Raw genomic sequence first — 16538 nt, 5'->3', positions numbered from 1 at the left:
CGCGCGGCGAGCGCGACCAGCCGCCGGGTGCCCAGAGGCGCCGACAGGGCCAGCCCGAGCAGGCCGCCGGCCGCCGCGCCGGCGCCCGCGCGCCGCTGCTGGACGGTGTCGCCGTCGATGCTCTGTTCCAGCCCGATGCCCAGCTCGGCTGCCGAGCCGATCAACACCACGGGCAGCAACGGCGGAATGAGCACGCTGGCCAACCCCACCGCCTAGTCAAAGCGCTCCAGCCGCGGCAGCCATCGGCGCCGGAACGCCTCCCACGGCGAGGTCATCAGGGTCTGCGCGTCGCGCCGTGAGCGCTCGCGCAGGCGACGCACCAGCGCCTGCGAGGCTTCGCCTTCGATCGGCGCCGCCACGCGGCCCGTGCCGAACATCGCACGTGCGCCGTTGCCCAACGCCGTGTGCACGCCGTTGGAGATCCAGCCATCCTGCAGATCGGCCAGGTCGAAGGCACCTTCCAGCCACCGCCGCCCCACCTCGGTGGCCACCGCACGTTCGATCCAGCCGGTCATGTCCGCCGTGTTGGCGAACTCGTGGAACCGGTTGCGATCATGCGCGAAGTACAGCAGCACTTCCGGGCCCCGGCTGTCGCCGATGTGCAGCACGCTCGAGGGCGTGCCATGGATTTCCAGCCAGCCGGCGTGCGTGCCATTGGCCGGCACCGGCGTGTAGTCCGGCTGCTGCGACTGGCCTGCGGTCATGCTGCCGAACACGCCCAGCGCCAGCTGCATGCCGCGCTGCGACAGCGAGCCTTCCGCGTGCTGTTGCCAGCAGGCGTACAGGTAGCCGCCGCGCAGCGTGGTACGCACATCGGTTTCGTGGCGCTGCCAGAAGGCGTCCAGGGCGGCCAGGTAATCGCCCTGCACGTCCAGCTCGCGCGCCATCGACAGCAGCTGACCCGCCTGCAGGCCAACCACTTCGCTGTTCTCGTCGAAGAACGCGCTGTCCCCGGCGGTATACAGCCCCAGCCGCTGCGCCGATGCCTCCTCGAATCCGGCGGCGCGGCTCATCGCACACTCGGCGAAGCTGGCCACCTGCTGCCGCTGGGCACGCGTGTGCACCCAGCCACTCTGGGCCTGCTCACTGGCAACGCCCCCACTGAACGCGACCACGTAGCAGCAGCTGCTGTCGAAGGCGATGCGGTAACGGCGCATGATTTCATCGTCCAGCCGCTGCTGCACGAATGGCACCAGCATCGGGTACGCGCGTTCGAGCAGGCTGCGCCCCACGCTCAGCGCATGCAGCCAGCGTGCGCCCTCCATGCCGGCGTTGCGCAGCGCACCGGGCGTGTCGGGCGGAAAGCGGGCCATCCAGTGCGCCGCGCGCCGCGCGGTCAGCCCCGCCACATCCAGCGCCACCAGCTCCCCGGCCCCGGCCAGGACCGGCACCGGCACCGGCAGGTGCTGCAGCGCCAATGCCGCGTCCAGTGTATTGAAGGCGTCGCGCAGCTGGGCCGGCGTGCGCGCCGGCATGCGCAGCTGTGCATGCCGCAGCTCCAGTGCCTGCAGGAACATCGCCCAGCGGAAATCGCCATCGATCACATACGCCTGCACCACCGGCAGGCTGCCGTTCTGCCAACGGGCATGCTCGCTGGCGGCCACCCGTGCGTACAGCTGGTGCGGGACTTCGCTGGACAGCTGCTGCAGCGCCTGGGCGCTGGAACCGAATGCCTCCACCAGCGGGGTCCGCGTGGTACTGATGACCAGGGTGACAGGCTCGGGCTGTTCGGGCGTCGGGTTGGCCGTCACCAGCAGCACCCCGTGCAGCGGCACGCCGTGGCCGCTGGCATTGGCCGCCAGTGCGTGCACGTCGATCTGCCGCCCCGGCATCGCAAGTGCGCGACCGTTGGCGGCTTCGTTGAGATCGAACCGCGCGGGGAAACCGACCAGCACGTTGACCACGGCGGTGGCTTCGTCACTCAGGTGCCCGGCGGCGTTCAACAGTACCGCCGCACCCGTGAGCCGACGCCCGATGCCGGCCAGGAAGCGCGCCGACCCCGTGCTGGGGTGGCCGTGCCAGGCCTGTTCCACGCAGCTGTCGTAGTAGCTGCGAAACGCGCCCAGGTAGTTGCGGCCGCGCACCGCCTGGGTGAACTGCGCCAGCGTGAGCTCACGACACTCCTGCACGGGGAAATAGGTTTCCGGCGCGCCCCGGTAATACAGGGCGGTATGCACGCTGTCCGCCTCCACCGGCAGCAGCGCCGCAGTGACCAGCGTGTGCGCGCTGACCAGGCCGCTGCGTACGCGCCGGTCGTAGGGAAGGCGGTGGTGCAGGTTGCGGAACGTGGCACCGGGAGGACGCAGCTGGTGCGTCTCCCAGGCCGGCCAGGGTTCACTCAGCAGGAAGGTGTTGCGGTAGATCCCGGTGGGATCGATGACCTTGCCGGTCACGTTGCGCAGGTCGGCCGCTACCTGCTGCGCCAGGTGGGCATCCAGCTGCGGCAGTGCCTCGTAGGCTGCGGTCAGGGCCTGCTCCGAAGCAACGATGTCCCGCCACGCAGCGGTCAACCGGTGGTGCTGCTCGCTGGCGTTGCGGCCCATCGACTGCACCCAGGTCAGTATCCGCGACCGGGTGAGCTCGACATCCAGTCCCGCCGGCGCGCCGAGATCGCCCATGCCAGGCTCGGGCACCTGTTCTGCCATGTCGATCAGCGAGCGGCTGGCGAGCTCCAGACTCGCGCGGGCATCCGCCTCCAGCGCTGGAGTGTGTGGGGCATCGCTGACGACCACGGAGCGGCGCGACCGGCCGTTGATCCCTGCCACCTTCTCCTCCGGCACCGCCATGGCAGCGATCACTTCGTGCGCGACATCGTTTGCTTCAAGGAGGTCGGCGATGCGGTCGACCAGCGTCGTTCCGGACAGGCGCCCACCCGCATGCACGCGATTCCAGATGCCGTGCCAGATCGAGCCGGCGCCATCACGCTCGATCAGCGCATCGAGCAGGTCCACCGTTCTCGCCACCACGTCCGGCGCAGCAGGAGGCACCTCACCGAACGCCCATCGCCAGCCCAGTCCAGCCAGGCCCAATCCGCTGCCCACCAGACCGCCGGCCAACGCCAGCAGGCCGCGCCCGCCGCCCCGCGCAGCGGCGCCGGATGCCACCGCAGCGACAGGCGGCGGCGCAATGGGCCCTGCCCACGGCGTGGCACCCGCGGATGCGACGGACGTATCGGTGCCAGGTGTTTGCAGCTGCTCTGCGAACAGCCCCTGCACGCGGGGCGTCGCCGATGCGACGAACAGCAATGCATCGGCCAATGCCGCGCGCAGGCTTGCTGCCCGCCGCGCGGCGGGATCCACGCGTTCGGCTACCGCCAGCAACCAGCCCCCCAATCGATCCCCTGGGCCGCCACTGGTCGCCAGCAACGGATCGGCCGGACCACCGGCAAGCCGCTCCAGGTCCGCCAGCACCGAGGGGCGCTGCGCATCGGAGACCAGCGCGCAATGGTCCAGGTCCACCGCGTCGAACAGGACAGGGAGGGCCGCGCGCGGATCGATCCGGGTGCCTTCGCGCGCGGCCATCGCCGCAGCCTGCGCGACAGCGCGTTCCCGCTGCGGGTCGGGCAACGCCGGCATCCAGCGCGACAGCTGCCCACGCGCATCGTCGCGCTGGATCGCGCGGTGGGCGGGCCTTGAGGGCTGCAGCTGCCGTGCCACCTCGCGACTGTCCTGCACGCCGCGGGCCTGCTGGGCATGCAGGAGTGCATTCCACTCGCGCCGTGGCATGTCGAACGGCCGGTACAGCGCATCGCGCATGGCGGCCAGCAGCGAATTCGTGCTGGCAACCGCCCAGGTCAGCTGCGCGCGCAGACCCGCGCACTCCACCTCCCATGCCGTGCGCGGCAGCGTCAGCAGCGCGACCAGGCAGGTGCGCCATGCCGCGCGTTGTGCGCCCGGCAACCCGCGCGGCAGCAGTCCGGGCAAGGCATCATCCACCAGCCCCTGCGCCATCGGCGCGGCCATGGCGGTGCGGTGGAAGCGCGGTTCCAGGGTGAGGAAAAAGTGAGCATCCAGCGGGCCTTGCCGCAACGCCGCCGACAGTGCATCCAACGCTGGGCCGGGTACGCCGTCGAGCCACAGGGTTCTGTCAGGGCACCACGCATCCGTATTGCAGATAGTAGACGGACCGGCGCTGCGTACGTCGCTGGACAGTGACAGGCTAGTCGCGCGCGCATCACCGCTGTCCACGTGGCCCGTGCAGATCGGGGTCAGGTTCGCCATGGTCGTGTCGTGAGGTGACGAGGGGTTGGAACCTAACCGGATCCATGGCCAGTACCAGCGCCCCCTTGTGCCGCCTACACCGCCCCGCGCATCTCGATGCCGGAAGCGACGTCGACATCGGTTGTTTACGTCACCGTTGCCAGCCGTACCAGAGCTCACCCTGGACCGGCAGCACCGCCAGCCACCGGGTGCCATCACAGGCCACGCTGCTGTAGACCCGTGCACCGAGCGGCCATGTCAGCGACACACGGCCGTTGATCAGTTCGATGGCAGCCGTTCCCTCCTGCCAGGGTTCGTAGTCGCCCAGCGGGCCGTCCCCATGCAGCGGTCCACGCGCATGGCGGGCATCGCGCAGATAGTCCAGCCCGCCTGCCAACAATGCGTCACGGGTCTCTGCGACCAAGGCGAAACGCACCAGGCCGGGCGCGGTACGCGCACCGGGCAATGCCATCAGCGGTGATGGCCAGCTGCGCGCCGCCTCGGCGTCCCCCAACAGCGCACAGCGCCCCAGCCGGGCTGGCAAGGCCCGGCTGGCGCGCTGCTGCAGGCGACGATGCCAGTTCGTCGTCATCGCCGTTACTTCAGGCTTGCGCCCAGTTCGTACCAGTCGATCCGGCGGGTGATCCACATTGCCGTGGCCAGCACCGCGAACAGCAGCAGCGACCCCATCAGCAACGCGTTGTTCTCCGACACCAGCAACCCATACAGCGCGCCGTACAGCACGGTCAGCATGCCGGCGAAGCCCATGCCCCGCACCCAGCTGCGCAACACGCCAGACAGGTACACCGCCTGCAGCCCGATACACGCCACCGCCGAAACCACGTACGCCACCCAGAACGGAATGTGCTCGGACAGGCTCAGCAGCAGCAGGAAGAAGATCGCCAGTGCCAGGCCCACCATCAGGTACTGCAGCGGGTGGATGCGCAGGCGCTTGATCAGCTCGAACAGGATGAAGCCCACGAACGTAAGCACGATGAAGAGGATGCCGTACTTGCTGGCGCGGTCGGCCTGGGTATAGATGTCGACCGGGTTGACCAGCTCCACGCTCACCGTTTCCGGCTCCACGTCGCGGTTGTCGCGCAGCTGGCGCTGTGCCTCCGATGCCAGCGAGGACACCGCCCACTCCGCGTCGAAGCCCTTCTCACCCACCTGGCGCTCATTGGGCAGGAAGCTGCCACCGAACAGCGGGTGCGGCCACGGCGAGCGGATGGCGATGCGGCTGTCATCGCCCACCGGCACCACCGCCAGCGAACGGGTGCCATCCAGCACCAGCGACAAGTCCACCTTGCTGCCCTTGAGCATGCCGCCGGTGCTGTCGGCGAAGCCCTGCAGTGGCACGTGCAGGCCCTTGCCGATGCCGGTGACATCGCCGATGCCCGGCTGCAGGGTGAGCGCCTCGCCATCGACCTTCAGATCGGGCGAGCCGACCAGGCCGCGCACGTCGGCGATGCCCACTGCCAGGTACGGCGTGCCGTACACCCGCCCCGTCTTCACCGGGTAGTCGTCGTCGCTGAACTCGGCGCTGACCTTGGCCTTCCAGGTGTAGACCGGCACGCGGAACAGCCCGACCCGGCGTTCGTCGGGCAGCATGCCGCCATCGACCACCAGCTTCGACGGCATCTGCAGCCAGTAGCTCTGCTCGACCTGGGTTTCGATCTTCTTGGTACCGGCCGCGTCCACGACTTCGACCTGGCGGGTATCGGTCCACGGCACCACCCGGATCGGCCCGGTCAGCGTCTGCGCGCCGGCCCGGCTCTGCGCCACGCGCAGGTAGGCCTGGTCGCGGTACGCCTCGCGTTCGCTGATCACGCCCTTGATCATCATCAGCGGAATCAACAGCAACAGGATCAGCCCGCCCACGATGGCGAACCGCAACAGCATCTTCAGGGATTTCATCACCCGTCCTCGGTTGGGAAGGGTGCCAGCTTCAGCGCTGCCGGTGTGCGGGGTTTGTGGTGTATTTGAAGCGAATGTGAAGTGACGCGATGGCGCCGCCGCCTTCGCGGTTGCGCAGACTTGCCTGGCCGCCATGCAGGCGCGCCACTTCCTGCACGAACGACAGGCCCAGGCCGGAGCTGCGCTGGCCGGTGGCCGGGCGCGCCAGCGAGTAGAAACGCTCGAACACTCGGTCCAACGCGTATTCCGGCACCCCGCTGCCGCGGTCGGCCACGCGCAGCACCACGCCGTCGCCTTCGCGCGAGGCACCCAGCTGGATGCGGCTGCCCGGGGGGGAGAAGGCCAGCGCGTTCTCCAGCAGGTTGTTCAGGGCCTGCCGCAGCAGGTAGGCATCGCCGTGGATCTCCAGGCCGTCGGCGACTTCAATGTCCACTTCGACATCAGCCGCCTGTGCACGCATCGCCACCGCGTCAGCAGCTGCCCGCAGCAGTGGCGCCAACACGATGCGTTCGCGCTTCTGCAGCCAGCCGTGCTGTTCCACTTCGGCCAACGCCAGCAGCTTGTCGATGGTTTCGGTCAGGCGCTGTTCCTGGCCCTGGATGCTGCGCGCGAAATGCACGCGGTCGGCATCGGGCAGCGGTTCCTGCAGCAGTTCGGCCGCACCGCGGATCGCCGCCAATGGGCTTTTCATTTCGTGGGTCAGCGACTGCACGTACTGCTCCACGTACGCCTTGCCTTCCAGCTTGCGGCGCATGGTTTCCAGCGCCTGGCCGAGGTCGCCGATCTCATCGCGGCGCGGCTTGGGCGGCGGCACCGGTTCGCCGGCGCTGACCGCCTTGGCATAGCGGTTGAGCCGGTTCACGCCGTGCATCAGCCACGCGGTCATCAACAGCCCGATCAGCGCCGACAGCCCGATCAGCCACGCGCCGCGCTGCAGGATGGCGCGCTGGCTGGCGGCAATGAACGGATCGATGCTGCGGTTGGGCTGGGCCAGGCTGAGCACGCCGATCAGCCGGGTGGGATCGGCCGGGTCGTGGATCGGCGCGGCTACGTGCATCACCGAATGCACTTCATCGCCGGGCGTTTCCGGGCTGGAGCGCGCGCCGTACTCGCCGCGCAGGGTGCGGTAGACATCGTTCCAGCGCGAGTTGTCGCGGCCGATGTCCTGCCCGGTGGAGTCGTAGACCACGATGCCGCGTGCATCGGTGATGGTCACCCGGTAGTCCAGCGTGCGCTTGGGGAAGCGCCACACCATCGCCTTCGGGTCGCGCCGTTGCGCGCGGGCCAGGTTGGCCACGAACGGGCCATTGCGGATGTGCCCGGCCTTGAGGTCGGCCGCGGCCATTTCCGCCAGCACGTTGGCCGCATCGACCAGCGTGGACTCCATCGCCTGGCGTACCCCGGGCTTCACTTCGTTGACGAAGATGCGCATCACGAAGAACGCGGCGATGCCCACGATCAGGAAGAAGCCCAGGAACAGTTTCAGCCCCAGCCGCACGCTACACCTCCAGCGCGTAACCCACGCCGCGATGGGTGCGGATCGGGTCGGGATCGGCGCCGGCAGCGCGCAGCTTGGCGCGCAGGGTCTTTACGTGGGTATCCACGGTGCGGTCGGCGCTGTCGGCATCGGTATCCCAGCCGCGATCCATCAGCTGGCCCCGGCTGAGGATCGCGCCGGGGCGCTGCAGCAGCGCGGCCATCAACGCGTATTCGTAGCGGGTCAGCTCCAGCAGCTGCTCGCCGAAGCGGATCCGGCGGCCCTCGCGGTCGATCGCGAAGCGGCCGTGCTGCTGCCAGCCAGCCGCCTCCGCAGGGGCCGGTGCCACGGCACGGCGCAGGCGCGCCCGCACCCGCGCCACCAGCTCGCGCGGCGAGAAGGGCTTGGCCACGTAGTCGTCCGCGCCCAGTTCCAGGCCCAGCACCCGGTCGAACTCGTCATTGCGGGCGGTCAGGAAGATCACCGGCACGTCGCTGAAGGTGCGCAGCGTGCGGCACACTTCGAACCCGCTCATGTCCGGCAGGCCCACGTCCAGCACCACCACGTCCACCGGCTCCTGGCGCAGCAGCTGCAGCGCCTGCCCGCCCAGCAGGCAGTGGCGGGCCCCGTAGCCCTCGCTGCGCAGCGCGTAGAGCACCGTATCGGCGATGGCGGCTTCGTCTTCGACGACCAGGACGTTGTGCAGGGGGCGGTTCATGCGCGCAGCATAGCCGCTGGGGCCGCCGCCCCGTACACTGCGCCGATGAATTACCGCCACGCCTTCCATGCCGGCAACCACGCCGATGTGCTCAAGCACATCGTCCAGCTTGCCCTGCTCGACACCTTCAAGCGCAAGGACAGCCCGTTCTTCGTGCTGGACACCCACGGCGGCGCCGGCCGCTACCTGCTGGCCAGCGAGGAAAGCCGCAAGACCCTGGAGGCCGAGGAAGGGGTGATGCGGCTGATGGCCCAGCCCAAGCTGCCGGCCGTGGTCGAGCGTTACCTCAAGGCGGTGCAGGCCGACAACCCGGTCGGCGCGATGATCAGCTACCCCGGCTCGCCGCTGCTGAGCGCGCAGACCCTACGCGAGCAGGACCGCATGGCCGTGTGCGAGCTGCAGGATGCCGAAGCGGCCTCGCTCAAGGCGCTGTTCGCCCATGACAGCCGGGTGGCGGTACTGCACGCCGACGGCTACGCCCAGAACAAGGCGCTGCTGCCGCCCAAGGCCAACGGCGTGAAGATCGGCCGTGGCCTGGTCCTGATCGACCCGCCCTACGAGGGCCAGGATGCCGAGTACCAGCGCATCCTCTCCTCGGTGAGCGAGATCCTGGCGCGCTGGCCGCAGGCCAGCTTCGCCATCTGGTTCCCGATCAAGCAGCGCCGCACCATCCTGCACTTCCTGCGCAAGGCGTGCGCCCTGCCGGTGAAGTCGGTGCTTACAGTAGAACTACTGGTTAGGCCCGATGACTCTCCCCTTCGGCTCAACGGCAGTGGCATGCTGTTGCTCAACCCGCCCTGGCAGTTCGACCAGGTGCTGGCTCCGGCCATGCCCGCGCTGAAGCAGTACCTGGGCGAAGCCGGCGCCAGTACCCGCCTGCAGTGGCTCAAGCAGGCCGAGTAACGCCACGACCGCCGGCTGAACGGCGTGAGCGTTTCGTTCACGGAACGCGCCCCCGGGGATGCGAGAATCCGAAGACCACCAAGGAATCACCGGTATGGCTACCCGTAACCGCATGCCGCCCTGGCACGAAGTTTTCAAAGCGCCCAGCGGCCATGAGCTGCTGATCCGCCCGATTCGTCCGGAAGACGGTCCGCCGTTGAAGGAAGCCTTCAGCCTGTTCGGGCCGGAGGAAGTCCGCGACCGCCTGACGCAATCGGTCAAGGAGCTGTCGGACGAAGCGATGCAGCGGCTGACCCACCCCAACGCCAAGACCGAGATCACGCTGGTCGCCGCGGAGAACCTGCCTGCAGGTGACGCGGTGGTCGGTGCGCTGGCGCGCGCCTCGATCATCCCGGGCACGAAGGATGCGGAGTACGCCATCCTGATCAGCCGGTTCCTCATCGGCCAGGGCCTCGGCCGGCAGCTGATGCGCAAGCTGGTCAAGTGGGGACGCGGCAAGTACCTCGATCACCTGTACGGCGACGTGCTGGAAGCGAACGAACCCATGAAGCAGCTGGCCGCATCGCTGGGCTTCAAGGCCATCCCGCATCCGCAGGGCACGCCCGGCCTGGTGCGCATGGTGCTGGAACTCGATCCGGGCCAATAAGGGGTCATCACGTGGCGGTCTGCTAAAATCGACCGCTCATGTCACGCACCTCATATCCCGCACCGCCGCTGCCCCGTTCCGGGCAGCTCCGCGCCTGGTGGCGCGCTCCCGCATCGCCCACGGCGCTGGCGTGGTACATCGCCCGCGCTGCGGAAACCCATGACGGGCCGTTGCTGGTCATCGCGCGCGACAACCACGGCGCCAACCAGATCGAGTCCGACCTGCGCACCCTGCTGGGCACTGCGTCGGACCTGCCGGTGGTGGCCTTCCCGGACTGGGAAACGCTGCCCTACGACGCCTTCAGCCCGCACCCGGACATCATTTCGCAGCGCCTGGCCGCACTGCACCAGCTGCCCACGCTGCGCCGTGGCATCGTGGTGGTGCCGGTGCAGACCCTGCTGCAGCAGTTGGCGCCGCTCAAGTACATCATCGGCGGCAGCTTCGACCTGAAGGTCGGCCAGCGCCTGGACCTGGATGCGGAGAAGCGCCGGCTTGAGGCCGCCGCCTACCGCAACGTGCCGCAGGTGATGGACCCGGGCGATTTCGCCGTGCGCGGCGGCCTGCTCGATGTGTTCCCGATGGGTGCCGAGGCGCCCCTGCGGATCGAGCTGCTGGATGAGGACATCGATTCGATCCGCGCCTTCGACCCGGAAAGCCAGCGTTCGCTGGACAAGGTCGATGCGGTGCGGATGCTGCCCGGCCGCGAAGTCCCGCTGGACGAACTGAGCGTGTCGCGGGTGCTGGCCACCCTGCGCGAGCGTTTCGACGTGGATACCCGGCGCAGCGCGCTGTACCAGGATCTCAAGTCCGGGCTGGCGCCGGCCGGCGTGGAGTACTACCTGCCGCTGTTCTTCGACGAGACCGCCACGCTGTTCGACTACCTGCAGCCCAATGCGCTGCCGGTGATCGCACCAGGCGTGGGCGAAGCGGCCGCGTCGTTCTGGGCCCAGACCCAGAACCGATTCGAACAGCGCCGGCATGACGTGGAGCGGCCGCTGCTGGCGCCCACCGAGCTGTACCTCAGCCCCGAGGCCTTCAGTGCGCGCTTGAACACGCTGCCGCGCATCGAGGTCTGGAGCGCCGACCACCCGCGCATCGACGAAGCCAAACCGCTCGGCGACCAGCCGCTGCCGCCACTGCCGGTGGCCGCGCGCGATGCCCCGGCCGGCGAAGCGCTGAAGTCGTTCCTGGGCCACTACCCCGGCCGGGTGCTGATCGCCGCCGATTCGCCGGGCCGCCGCGAGGCGTTGCTGGAAGTGCTGCTGTCGGCGGAGCTGAAACCGCCGGTGGTGGCCGACCTGCCGACCTTCCTGGCCGATGCGGGCCAGCGGTTTGCCATCACCGTGGCGCCGCTGGAAGACGGTTTCGCGCTGGACGCACCGCCGCTGGCGGTACTCACCGAACGCCAGCTGTTCCCCGAGCGCGCCGGCACTACCCGGCGCAGCCGTCGGGTCGGGCGCGAGCCCGAGGCGATCATCCGCGACCTCGGCGAGCTCACCGAAGGCGCGCCCATCGTCCATGAAGACCACGGCGTGGGCCGCTACCGTGGCCTGATCGTGCTCGATGCGGGCGGCATGCCCGGCGAGTTCCTTGAAATCGAATACGCCAAGGGCGACCGGCTGTACGTGCCGGTGGCCCAGCTGCACCTGATCAGCCGCTACTCCGGCGCATCGCCGGAAACCGCGCCGTTGCATTCGCTCGGTGGCGAACAGTGGAGCAAGGCCAAGCGCCGCGCCGCCGAGAAGGTCCGCGACGTGGCCGCCGAACTGCTGGAAATCCAGGCCCGCCGCCGCGCGCGCGCCGGCCTGGCGCTGCACGTGGACCGCGCGATGTACGAGCCGTTCGCGGCCGGCTTCCCGTTCGAGGAAACCGCCGACCAGCTCGCCGCCATCGACGCCACCCTGCGCGACCTGGCCAGCAGCCAGCCGATGGACCGCGTGGTCTGCGGCGACGTCGGCTTCGGCAAGACCGAAGTGGCCGTGCGCGCCGCGTTCGCGGCCGCCAGCGCCGGCAAGCAGGTCGCCGTGCTGGTGCCGACCACGCTGCTGGCCGAACAGCACTACCGCAACTTCCGCGACCGCTTCGCCGATTGGCCGCTCCGGGTGGAAGTGCTGTCGCGCTTCAAGAGCACCAAGGAGATCAAGGCCGAGCTGGAGAAGGTGGCGGCCGGCACCATCGACGTCATCATCGGCACCCACCGCCTGCTGCAGCCGGACGTGAAGTTCAAGGACCTGGGCCTGGTGGTGGTGGATGAGGAGCAGCGCTTCGGCGTGCGCCAGAAGGAGGCGTTGAAGGCGATGCGTGCCAACGTGCACCTGCTGACCCTGACCGCCACGCCGATTCCGCGCACGCTCAACATGGCCATGGCCGGCCTGCGCGACCTGTCGATCATCGCCACCCCGCCGCCGAACCGGCTGGCGGTGCAGACCTTCATCACCGCCTGGGACAACGCGCTGCTGCGCGAAGCGTTCCAGCGCGAACTGGCGCGCGGCGGCCAGCTGTATTTCCTGCATAACGACGTGGAAAGCATCGGCCGCATGCAGCGCGACCTGGCCGAGCTGGTACCCGAAGCCCGCATCGGCATCGCCCACGGGCAGATGCCCGAACGCGAGCTGGAACGGGTGATGCTGGATTTCCAGAAGCAGCGCTACAACGTGCTGCTGTCGACCACGATCATCGAATCGGGCATCGACATCCCCAACGCCAACACCATCATCATCAACCGCGCCGACCGCTTCGGCCTGGCCCAGCTGCACCAGCTGCGTGGCCGCGTCGGCCGTTCGCACCACCGCGCGTATGCGTACCTGGTGGTGCCGGACAAGCGCTCGATGACCCCCGATGCGGAGAAGCGCCTGGAAGCCATCGCCTCCATGGACGAACTCGGCGCCGGCTTCACCCTGGCCACCCACGATCTGGAGATCCGTGGCGCCGGTGAACTGCTGGGCGAAGACCAGAGCGGGCAGATGGCCGAAGTGGGCTTCAGCCTGTACACCGAACTGCTTGAGCGCGCCGTGCGCAGCATCCGGCTGGGCAAACTGCCCGACCTGGATTCGGGCGAGGAAGTACGCGGTGCCGAGGTCGAGCTGCATGTGCCGGCACTGATCCCGGACGACTACCTGCCGGATGTGCACACCCGCCTGACCCTGTACAAGCGCATCAGCAGCGCGCGCGACAGTGCCGAGCTGCGCGAACTGCAGGTGGAAATGATCGACCGCTTCGGGTTGCTGCCCGATGCGGCCAAGCATCTGTTCGCGGTGGCGGAGCTGAAGCTGCAGTGCAACGCGCTGGGCATCCGCAAGCTGGAACTGGGCGAGAACGGCGGCCGCATCGTGTTCGAGGCCAAGCCCTCCATCGACCCGATGGCGGTCATCCAGATGATCCAGAAGCAGCCCAAGCTCTACACCATGGATGGCCCGGACAAGCTGCGCATCAAGGTGCCGCTGCCGTTGCCCGAAGACCGCTTCAACGCGGCCAAGGCACTGCTGACCACGCTCACCCCGGGTTGATTTCACGCCGGGCGAACGTCGCCCGGCGCATATCGCCTACGTCCCCCCGCGATGTATTGCCATGTTCGACCCCTCCCCTCCCCAGGCGTGCTCCATCGACGCGTTGTCGATGTCGCTGCAGATGCGCGACCAGTACACCCGCTTCCATTGCGACCGGGTGGAGCTGCTCGGCGACCAGCTCGGCCGCCTGTGCGATCTGGATGACGCCCAGCGCACGCACTTGACCCTGGCCGCACGCTTCCATGACATCGGCAAGATCGGCATCCCGGACAACGTGCTGCTGCACCCTGCCCGCCTGGATGACGAACAGCGCGCGATCATGCGCACCCATCCCGAACGCGGCGAGCGCATCTTCGCCGCCACCGGTCGCCCCGATGCGGACGAGGTGGCACGATTGATCCGCGCCCACCACGAGGCGGTCGATGGCAGCGGCTATCCCGACGGGCTCAAGGGCAACGACATTCCGCTGGGTGCGCGCGTATTGACCATCGTCGACAGCTACGACGCGATGACCACCGCCCGCCCCTACCGCGGCGCGATGCCGCACGCCAAGGCGATGGGCATTCTTGCCGGGCTGCAGGGCGGCCAGGTGGACCCGGACGTGTTCGCCCAGTTCGTGCGCCTGATGGACGGCCAGCCCTAGCGGTCAACGGGCAAAAAAAAGCCCGGCAGTGCGCCGGGCTTTTCTTCATTCAACCGCGGGCAGTTACCAGATCACCACGCGCTTGTCGTCGGCGCGCACCATCGCGTCGCCCGGCTTGCACTCGAACGCCTGCGCGAACGCCGGCATGTTCGACGGCGCGCCATTGGCACGGAAGTTCGCCGGCGCATGCGGGTCGGTGTTCAGGCGCACGCGCAGTTCGCCGTCGGTGAAGTTGCGGCGCCACACGGTTGCCCAGTTCATGAAGAAGCGCTGGTCCTGGCTGTGGCCATCCACGGCGACGTTGGCCTTGGGGTTCTCCTTCAGCGCCATCTGCAGCGCGTCGTAGGCCACGGTCAGGCCGCCCAGGTCGCCGATGTTCTCGCCCAGGGTCAGCTTGCCCTTCACGTTCACGCCCGGCAGCGATTCGTAGCCATCGAACTGCGCCACCAGCTGGTCGGTACGGCCGGTGAAGGCCTTGCGGTCGCTGTCGGTCCACCAGTTGTCGAAGTTGCCGTTGGCCGCGAACTGGCTGCCCGAGTCATCGTAGCCGTGCATCATCTCGTGGCCGATCACCGCACCGATGCCGCCGTAGTTCAGCGCCGGATCGGCCTTGGCATCGAAGAACGGCGCCTGCAGGATCGCCGCCGGGAACACGATCTCATTCTTGGTCGCGTTGTAATAGGCATTGACGGTCTGCGGGGTCATGCCCCACTCGGTCTTGTCGACCGGCTTGCCGATTTTGTTGAGCATGTAGCGGTAGTTGAACGCGCGCGCGGCCTGCATGTTGCCCAGGTAGCTGTCGGCGTTGGTCTCGAAGCCCGACCAGTCACGCCACTTGTCCGGGTAACCGATCTTCGGGGTGAAGCTGGCCCACTTCTCCAGCGCCTTCTTGCGGGTGTCTTCGCCCATCCACTCCAGCTTCTCCAGGCGCGCCTTCAGCGCCACCGAGAGGTTCTCCACCAGGTGCTGCATCTGCTCCTTGGATTCGGCCGGGAACACCGCGTCCACGTACAGCTGGCCCAGGCCTTCGCCGATGGAGGTGTTGACCGACTCCAGCACGCGCTTCCAGCGCGGCTGCATTTCCTTCTGGCCACGCAGGGTGGTGCCGTAGAAATCGAAGTTGGCCTTCTCGAACGCACTGCTCAGGTACGGCGCAGCATCATCGACGGTGTGGAAGCGCAGGTACGCCTGCCAGGTCGAAGCCGGCACCTCGGTGAGCATCTTGTCCACTTCGCCGAAGAACGCCGGCTGGGCCAGCGAGAACTTCTGCGCGGCCGGCACCTTCAGGGTGTCGAACAGCACGGTCCAACTGAAGTTCGGGGTCAGCTTGTCCGCTTCAGCCGCGCTGACCGGGTTGTAGCGCTTGGCCGGATCGCGCAGCTCGATGCGCGACAGCGACGCCTTCGCCAGGCGGGTTTCGAAGTCCATCACCGCCTGCGCCTGCGTCTTGGCCTGCGCGGCATCCACGCCGGACAGGGTCAGCGCCTGCGCGATGTAGGCCACATAGGCCTCGCGGATCTTGGCCTGCGATTCGTCGAAGTAATAGCCCTTTTCCGGCAGGCCCAGGCCACCCTGGCCGACATACGCGATGACATTGGCCGAGTCCTTGTAATCGGCGTTGGCCGACAGCGAGAACAGCACGCCCTGGCCCTGCGCCTGGCTGTCGCGCAGGTACTGGGTGATGGCGGCGGTATCGTTCAGCGCGGCGATCTTGTCCAGCTGCGGCTGCAGCGGCGCAATGCCGGCCGCTTCGATCTTGGCTTCATCCGAACCGGTCCTCCAGATATCGCCGATCTTGGCTTCCACCGAACCGGCCTTGGCCTGGCTGGCCGCGGCCTGCTGGACCAGCGCGTGCTGCACTTCCAGCGAGCGCTCGCGCAGGATCTCGAAGCTGCCCCAGGTGGTCTGGTCGTTCGGCACCGGGTTGGCCTTGAGCCAGCTGCTGTTGACGAACCCGTTGAGGTCGGTACACGCAGCAATCGCCGGATCCAGGTCCGCGCTGTTGAGCGAAATCAGCGGCGTCTTGATCTGCGACAGATCAAACGCCGGCTTGGCATCGGCCACGGCGGCAGCCGGCGCGGTATCGGTCTTGCCACAGGCCGCCAGCGACGCGGCGATGGCAACGGTCAGGCCCAGCGGGACCAGCTTGGAAAACTTCATTCGACTCTCCGGCTACAGGGAAGCATCGCCCGCAATACGGGCAATCGGGCAGCGTAGCGCGGGTGGGCTGTACTTGGACCGGCCAAAGGTCACAGGCGCGCTCTTGGCTGTGCGCGGAAAGCGTTGGCGTATCAGTTGTTACGGGCCTCCCCTCGTGCATTCCGTGTGCGGATGCGAAGAGCTGACACGCATGGCGTGTCACTACGCCGTACGCATGACCTGCCTTTGATCTTCCGTGGCCTCCGACAATTCGTCGGAGGTGGGACGGGGCGGGTTTGCGGGACTGTAGAAAACATGGATGTTTTCTACAAGCCTCCATGGACGGATTCACGGCGTGTCCCGCAAACCCCCACCGTCCCGCCAAGCCGC

The 16538-nt window shown here is 68.2% G+C and carries 11 protein-coding genes; 4 read left to right on the top strand and 7 right to left on the bottom strand.

Annotated features, from left to right (window positions below; all coding sequences use genetic code 11):
• From QMX79_RS15445 to creB, 6 genes are all read right to left on the bottom strand, one after another.
• Positions 1 to 203 (bottom strand): hypothetical protein (locus tag QMX79_RS15445; RefSeq protein ID WP_282247510.1); only part of this gene is annotated, 203 nt, incomplete at its 3' end.
• A gap of 9 nt (positions 204 to 212) precedes the next feature.
• On the bottom strand, positions 213 to 4220 hold the full coding sequence (locus QMX79_RS15440; RefSeq protein WP_282247509.1) for a DUF6543 domain-containing protein: 4008 nt from the start codon (positions 4218 to 4220) through the stop codon (positions 213 to 215).
• A gap of 130 nt (positions 4221 to 4350) precedes the next feature.
• A complete protein-coding gene (locus QMX79_RS15435; RefSeq protein WP_282247508.1) occupies positions 4351 to 4791 on the bottom strand; it encodes a hypothetical protein in 441 nt (146 codons plus the stop codon).
• A gap of 5 nt (positions 4792 to 4796) precedes the next feature.
• Positions 4797 to 6116, bottom strand: coding sequence for a cell envelope integrity protein CreD (creD, locus tag QMX79_RS15430; protein WP_282247507.1), 1320 nt, complete (start codon positions 6114 to 6116; stop codon positions 4797 to 4799).
• A gap of 31 nt (positions 6117 to 6147) precedes the next feature.
• Complete coding sequence (creC, locus tag QMX79_RS15425; RefSeq protein WP_282247506.1) at positions 6148 to 7614, bottom strand: two-component system sensor histidine kinase CreC; 1467 nt, start codon at positions 7612 to 7614, stop codon at positions 6148 to 6150.
• A gap of 1 nt (position 7615) precedes the next feature.
• Complete coding sequence (gene creB / locus QMX79_RS15420) at positions 7616 to 8311, bottom strand: two-component system response regulator CreB (protein ID WP_282247505.1); 696 nt, start codon at positions 8309 to 8311, stop codon at positions 7616 to 7618.
• 45 nt (positions 8312 to 8356) lie between these two features.
• Here creB and rlmJ point away from each other — a divergent pair, with 45 nt between their 5' ends.
• The 4 genes from rlmJ to QMX79_RS15400 all read left to right on the top strand — a co-directional run bounded on the left by rlmJ (position 8357) and on the right by QMX79_RS15400 (position 14009).
• Entirely contained in the window at positions 8357 to 9214 is an 858-nt protein-coding gene (gene rlmJ, locus QMX79_RS15415; protein ID WP_282247504.1) for a 23S rRNA (adenine(2030)-N(6))-methyltransferase RlmJ, read from the top strand.
• Between the two features lie 94 nt (positions 9215 to 9308).
• Positions 9309 to 9860 (top strand): GNAT family N-acetyltransferase, encoded by a 552-nt coding sequence (locus QMX79_RS15410; protein ID WP_282247503.1) that lies wholly within the window; start codon positions 9309 to 9311, stop codon positions 9858 to 9860.
• Positions 9861 to 9898: 38 nt separating this feature from the next.
• Positions 9899 to 13366, top strand: a complete 3468-nt coding sequence (mfd, locus tag QMX79_RS15405) for a transcription-repair coupling factor (RefSeq protein ID WP_282247502.1) — start codon at positions 9899 to 9901, stop codon at positions 13364 to 13366.
• A gap of 61 nt (positions 13367 to 13427) precedes the next feature.
• A complete protein-coding gene (locus tag QMX79_RS15400; protein ID WP_282247501.1) occupies positions 13428 to 14009 on the top strand; it encodes an HD-GYP domain-containing protein in 582 nt (193 codons plus the stop codon).
• A gap of 63 nt (positions 14010 to 14072) precedes the next feature.
• Here the strand turns inward: QMX79_RS15400 and QMX79_RS15395 are convergent, their stop codons facing one another.
• The gene (locus QMX79_RS15395) at positions 14073 to 16169 is read right to left on the bottom strand and encodes a M13-type metalloendopeptidase (RefSeq protein ID WP_282247500.1); all 2097 of its coding nucleotides are present in this window, start codon (positions 16167 to 16169) and stop codon (positions 14073 to 14075) included.
• Positions 16170 to 16538: the final 369 nt, after the last annotated feature.

Source organism: Stenotrophomonas sp. PS02300 (assembly GCF_029959395.1).
GTDB classification, from domain to species: domain Bacteria; phylum Pseudomonadota; class Gammaproteobacteria; order Xanthomonadales; family Xanthomonadaceae; genus Stenotrophomonas; species Stenotrophomonas maltophilia_AD.
Note: the sequence above shows the minus strand (reverse complement) of the source record. Positions and strands in the feature narration are given on the sequence as shown.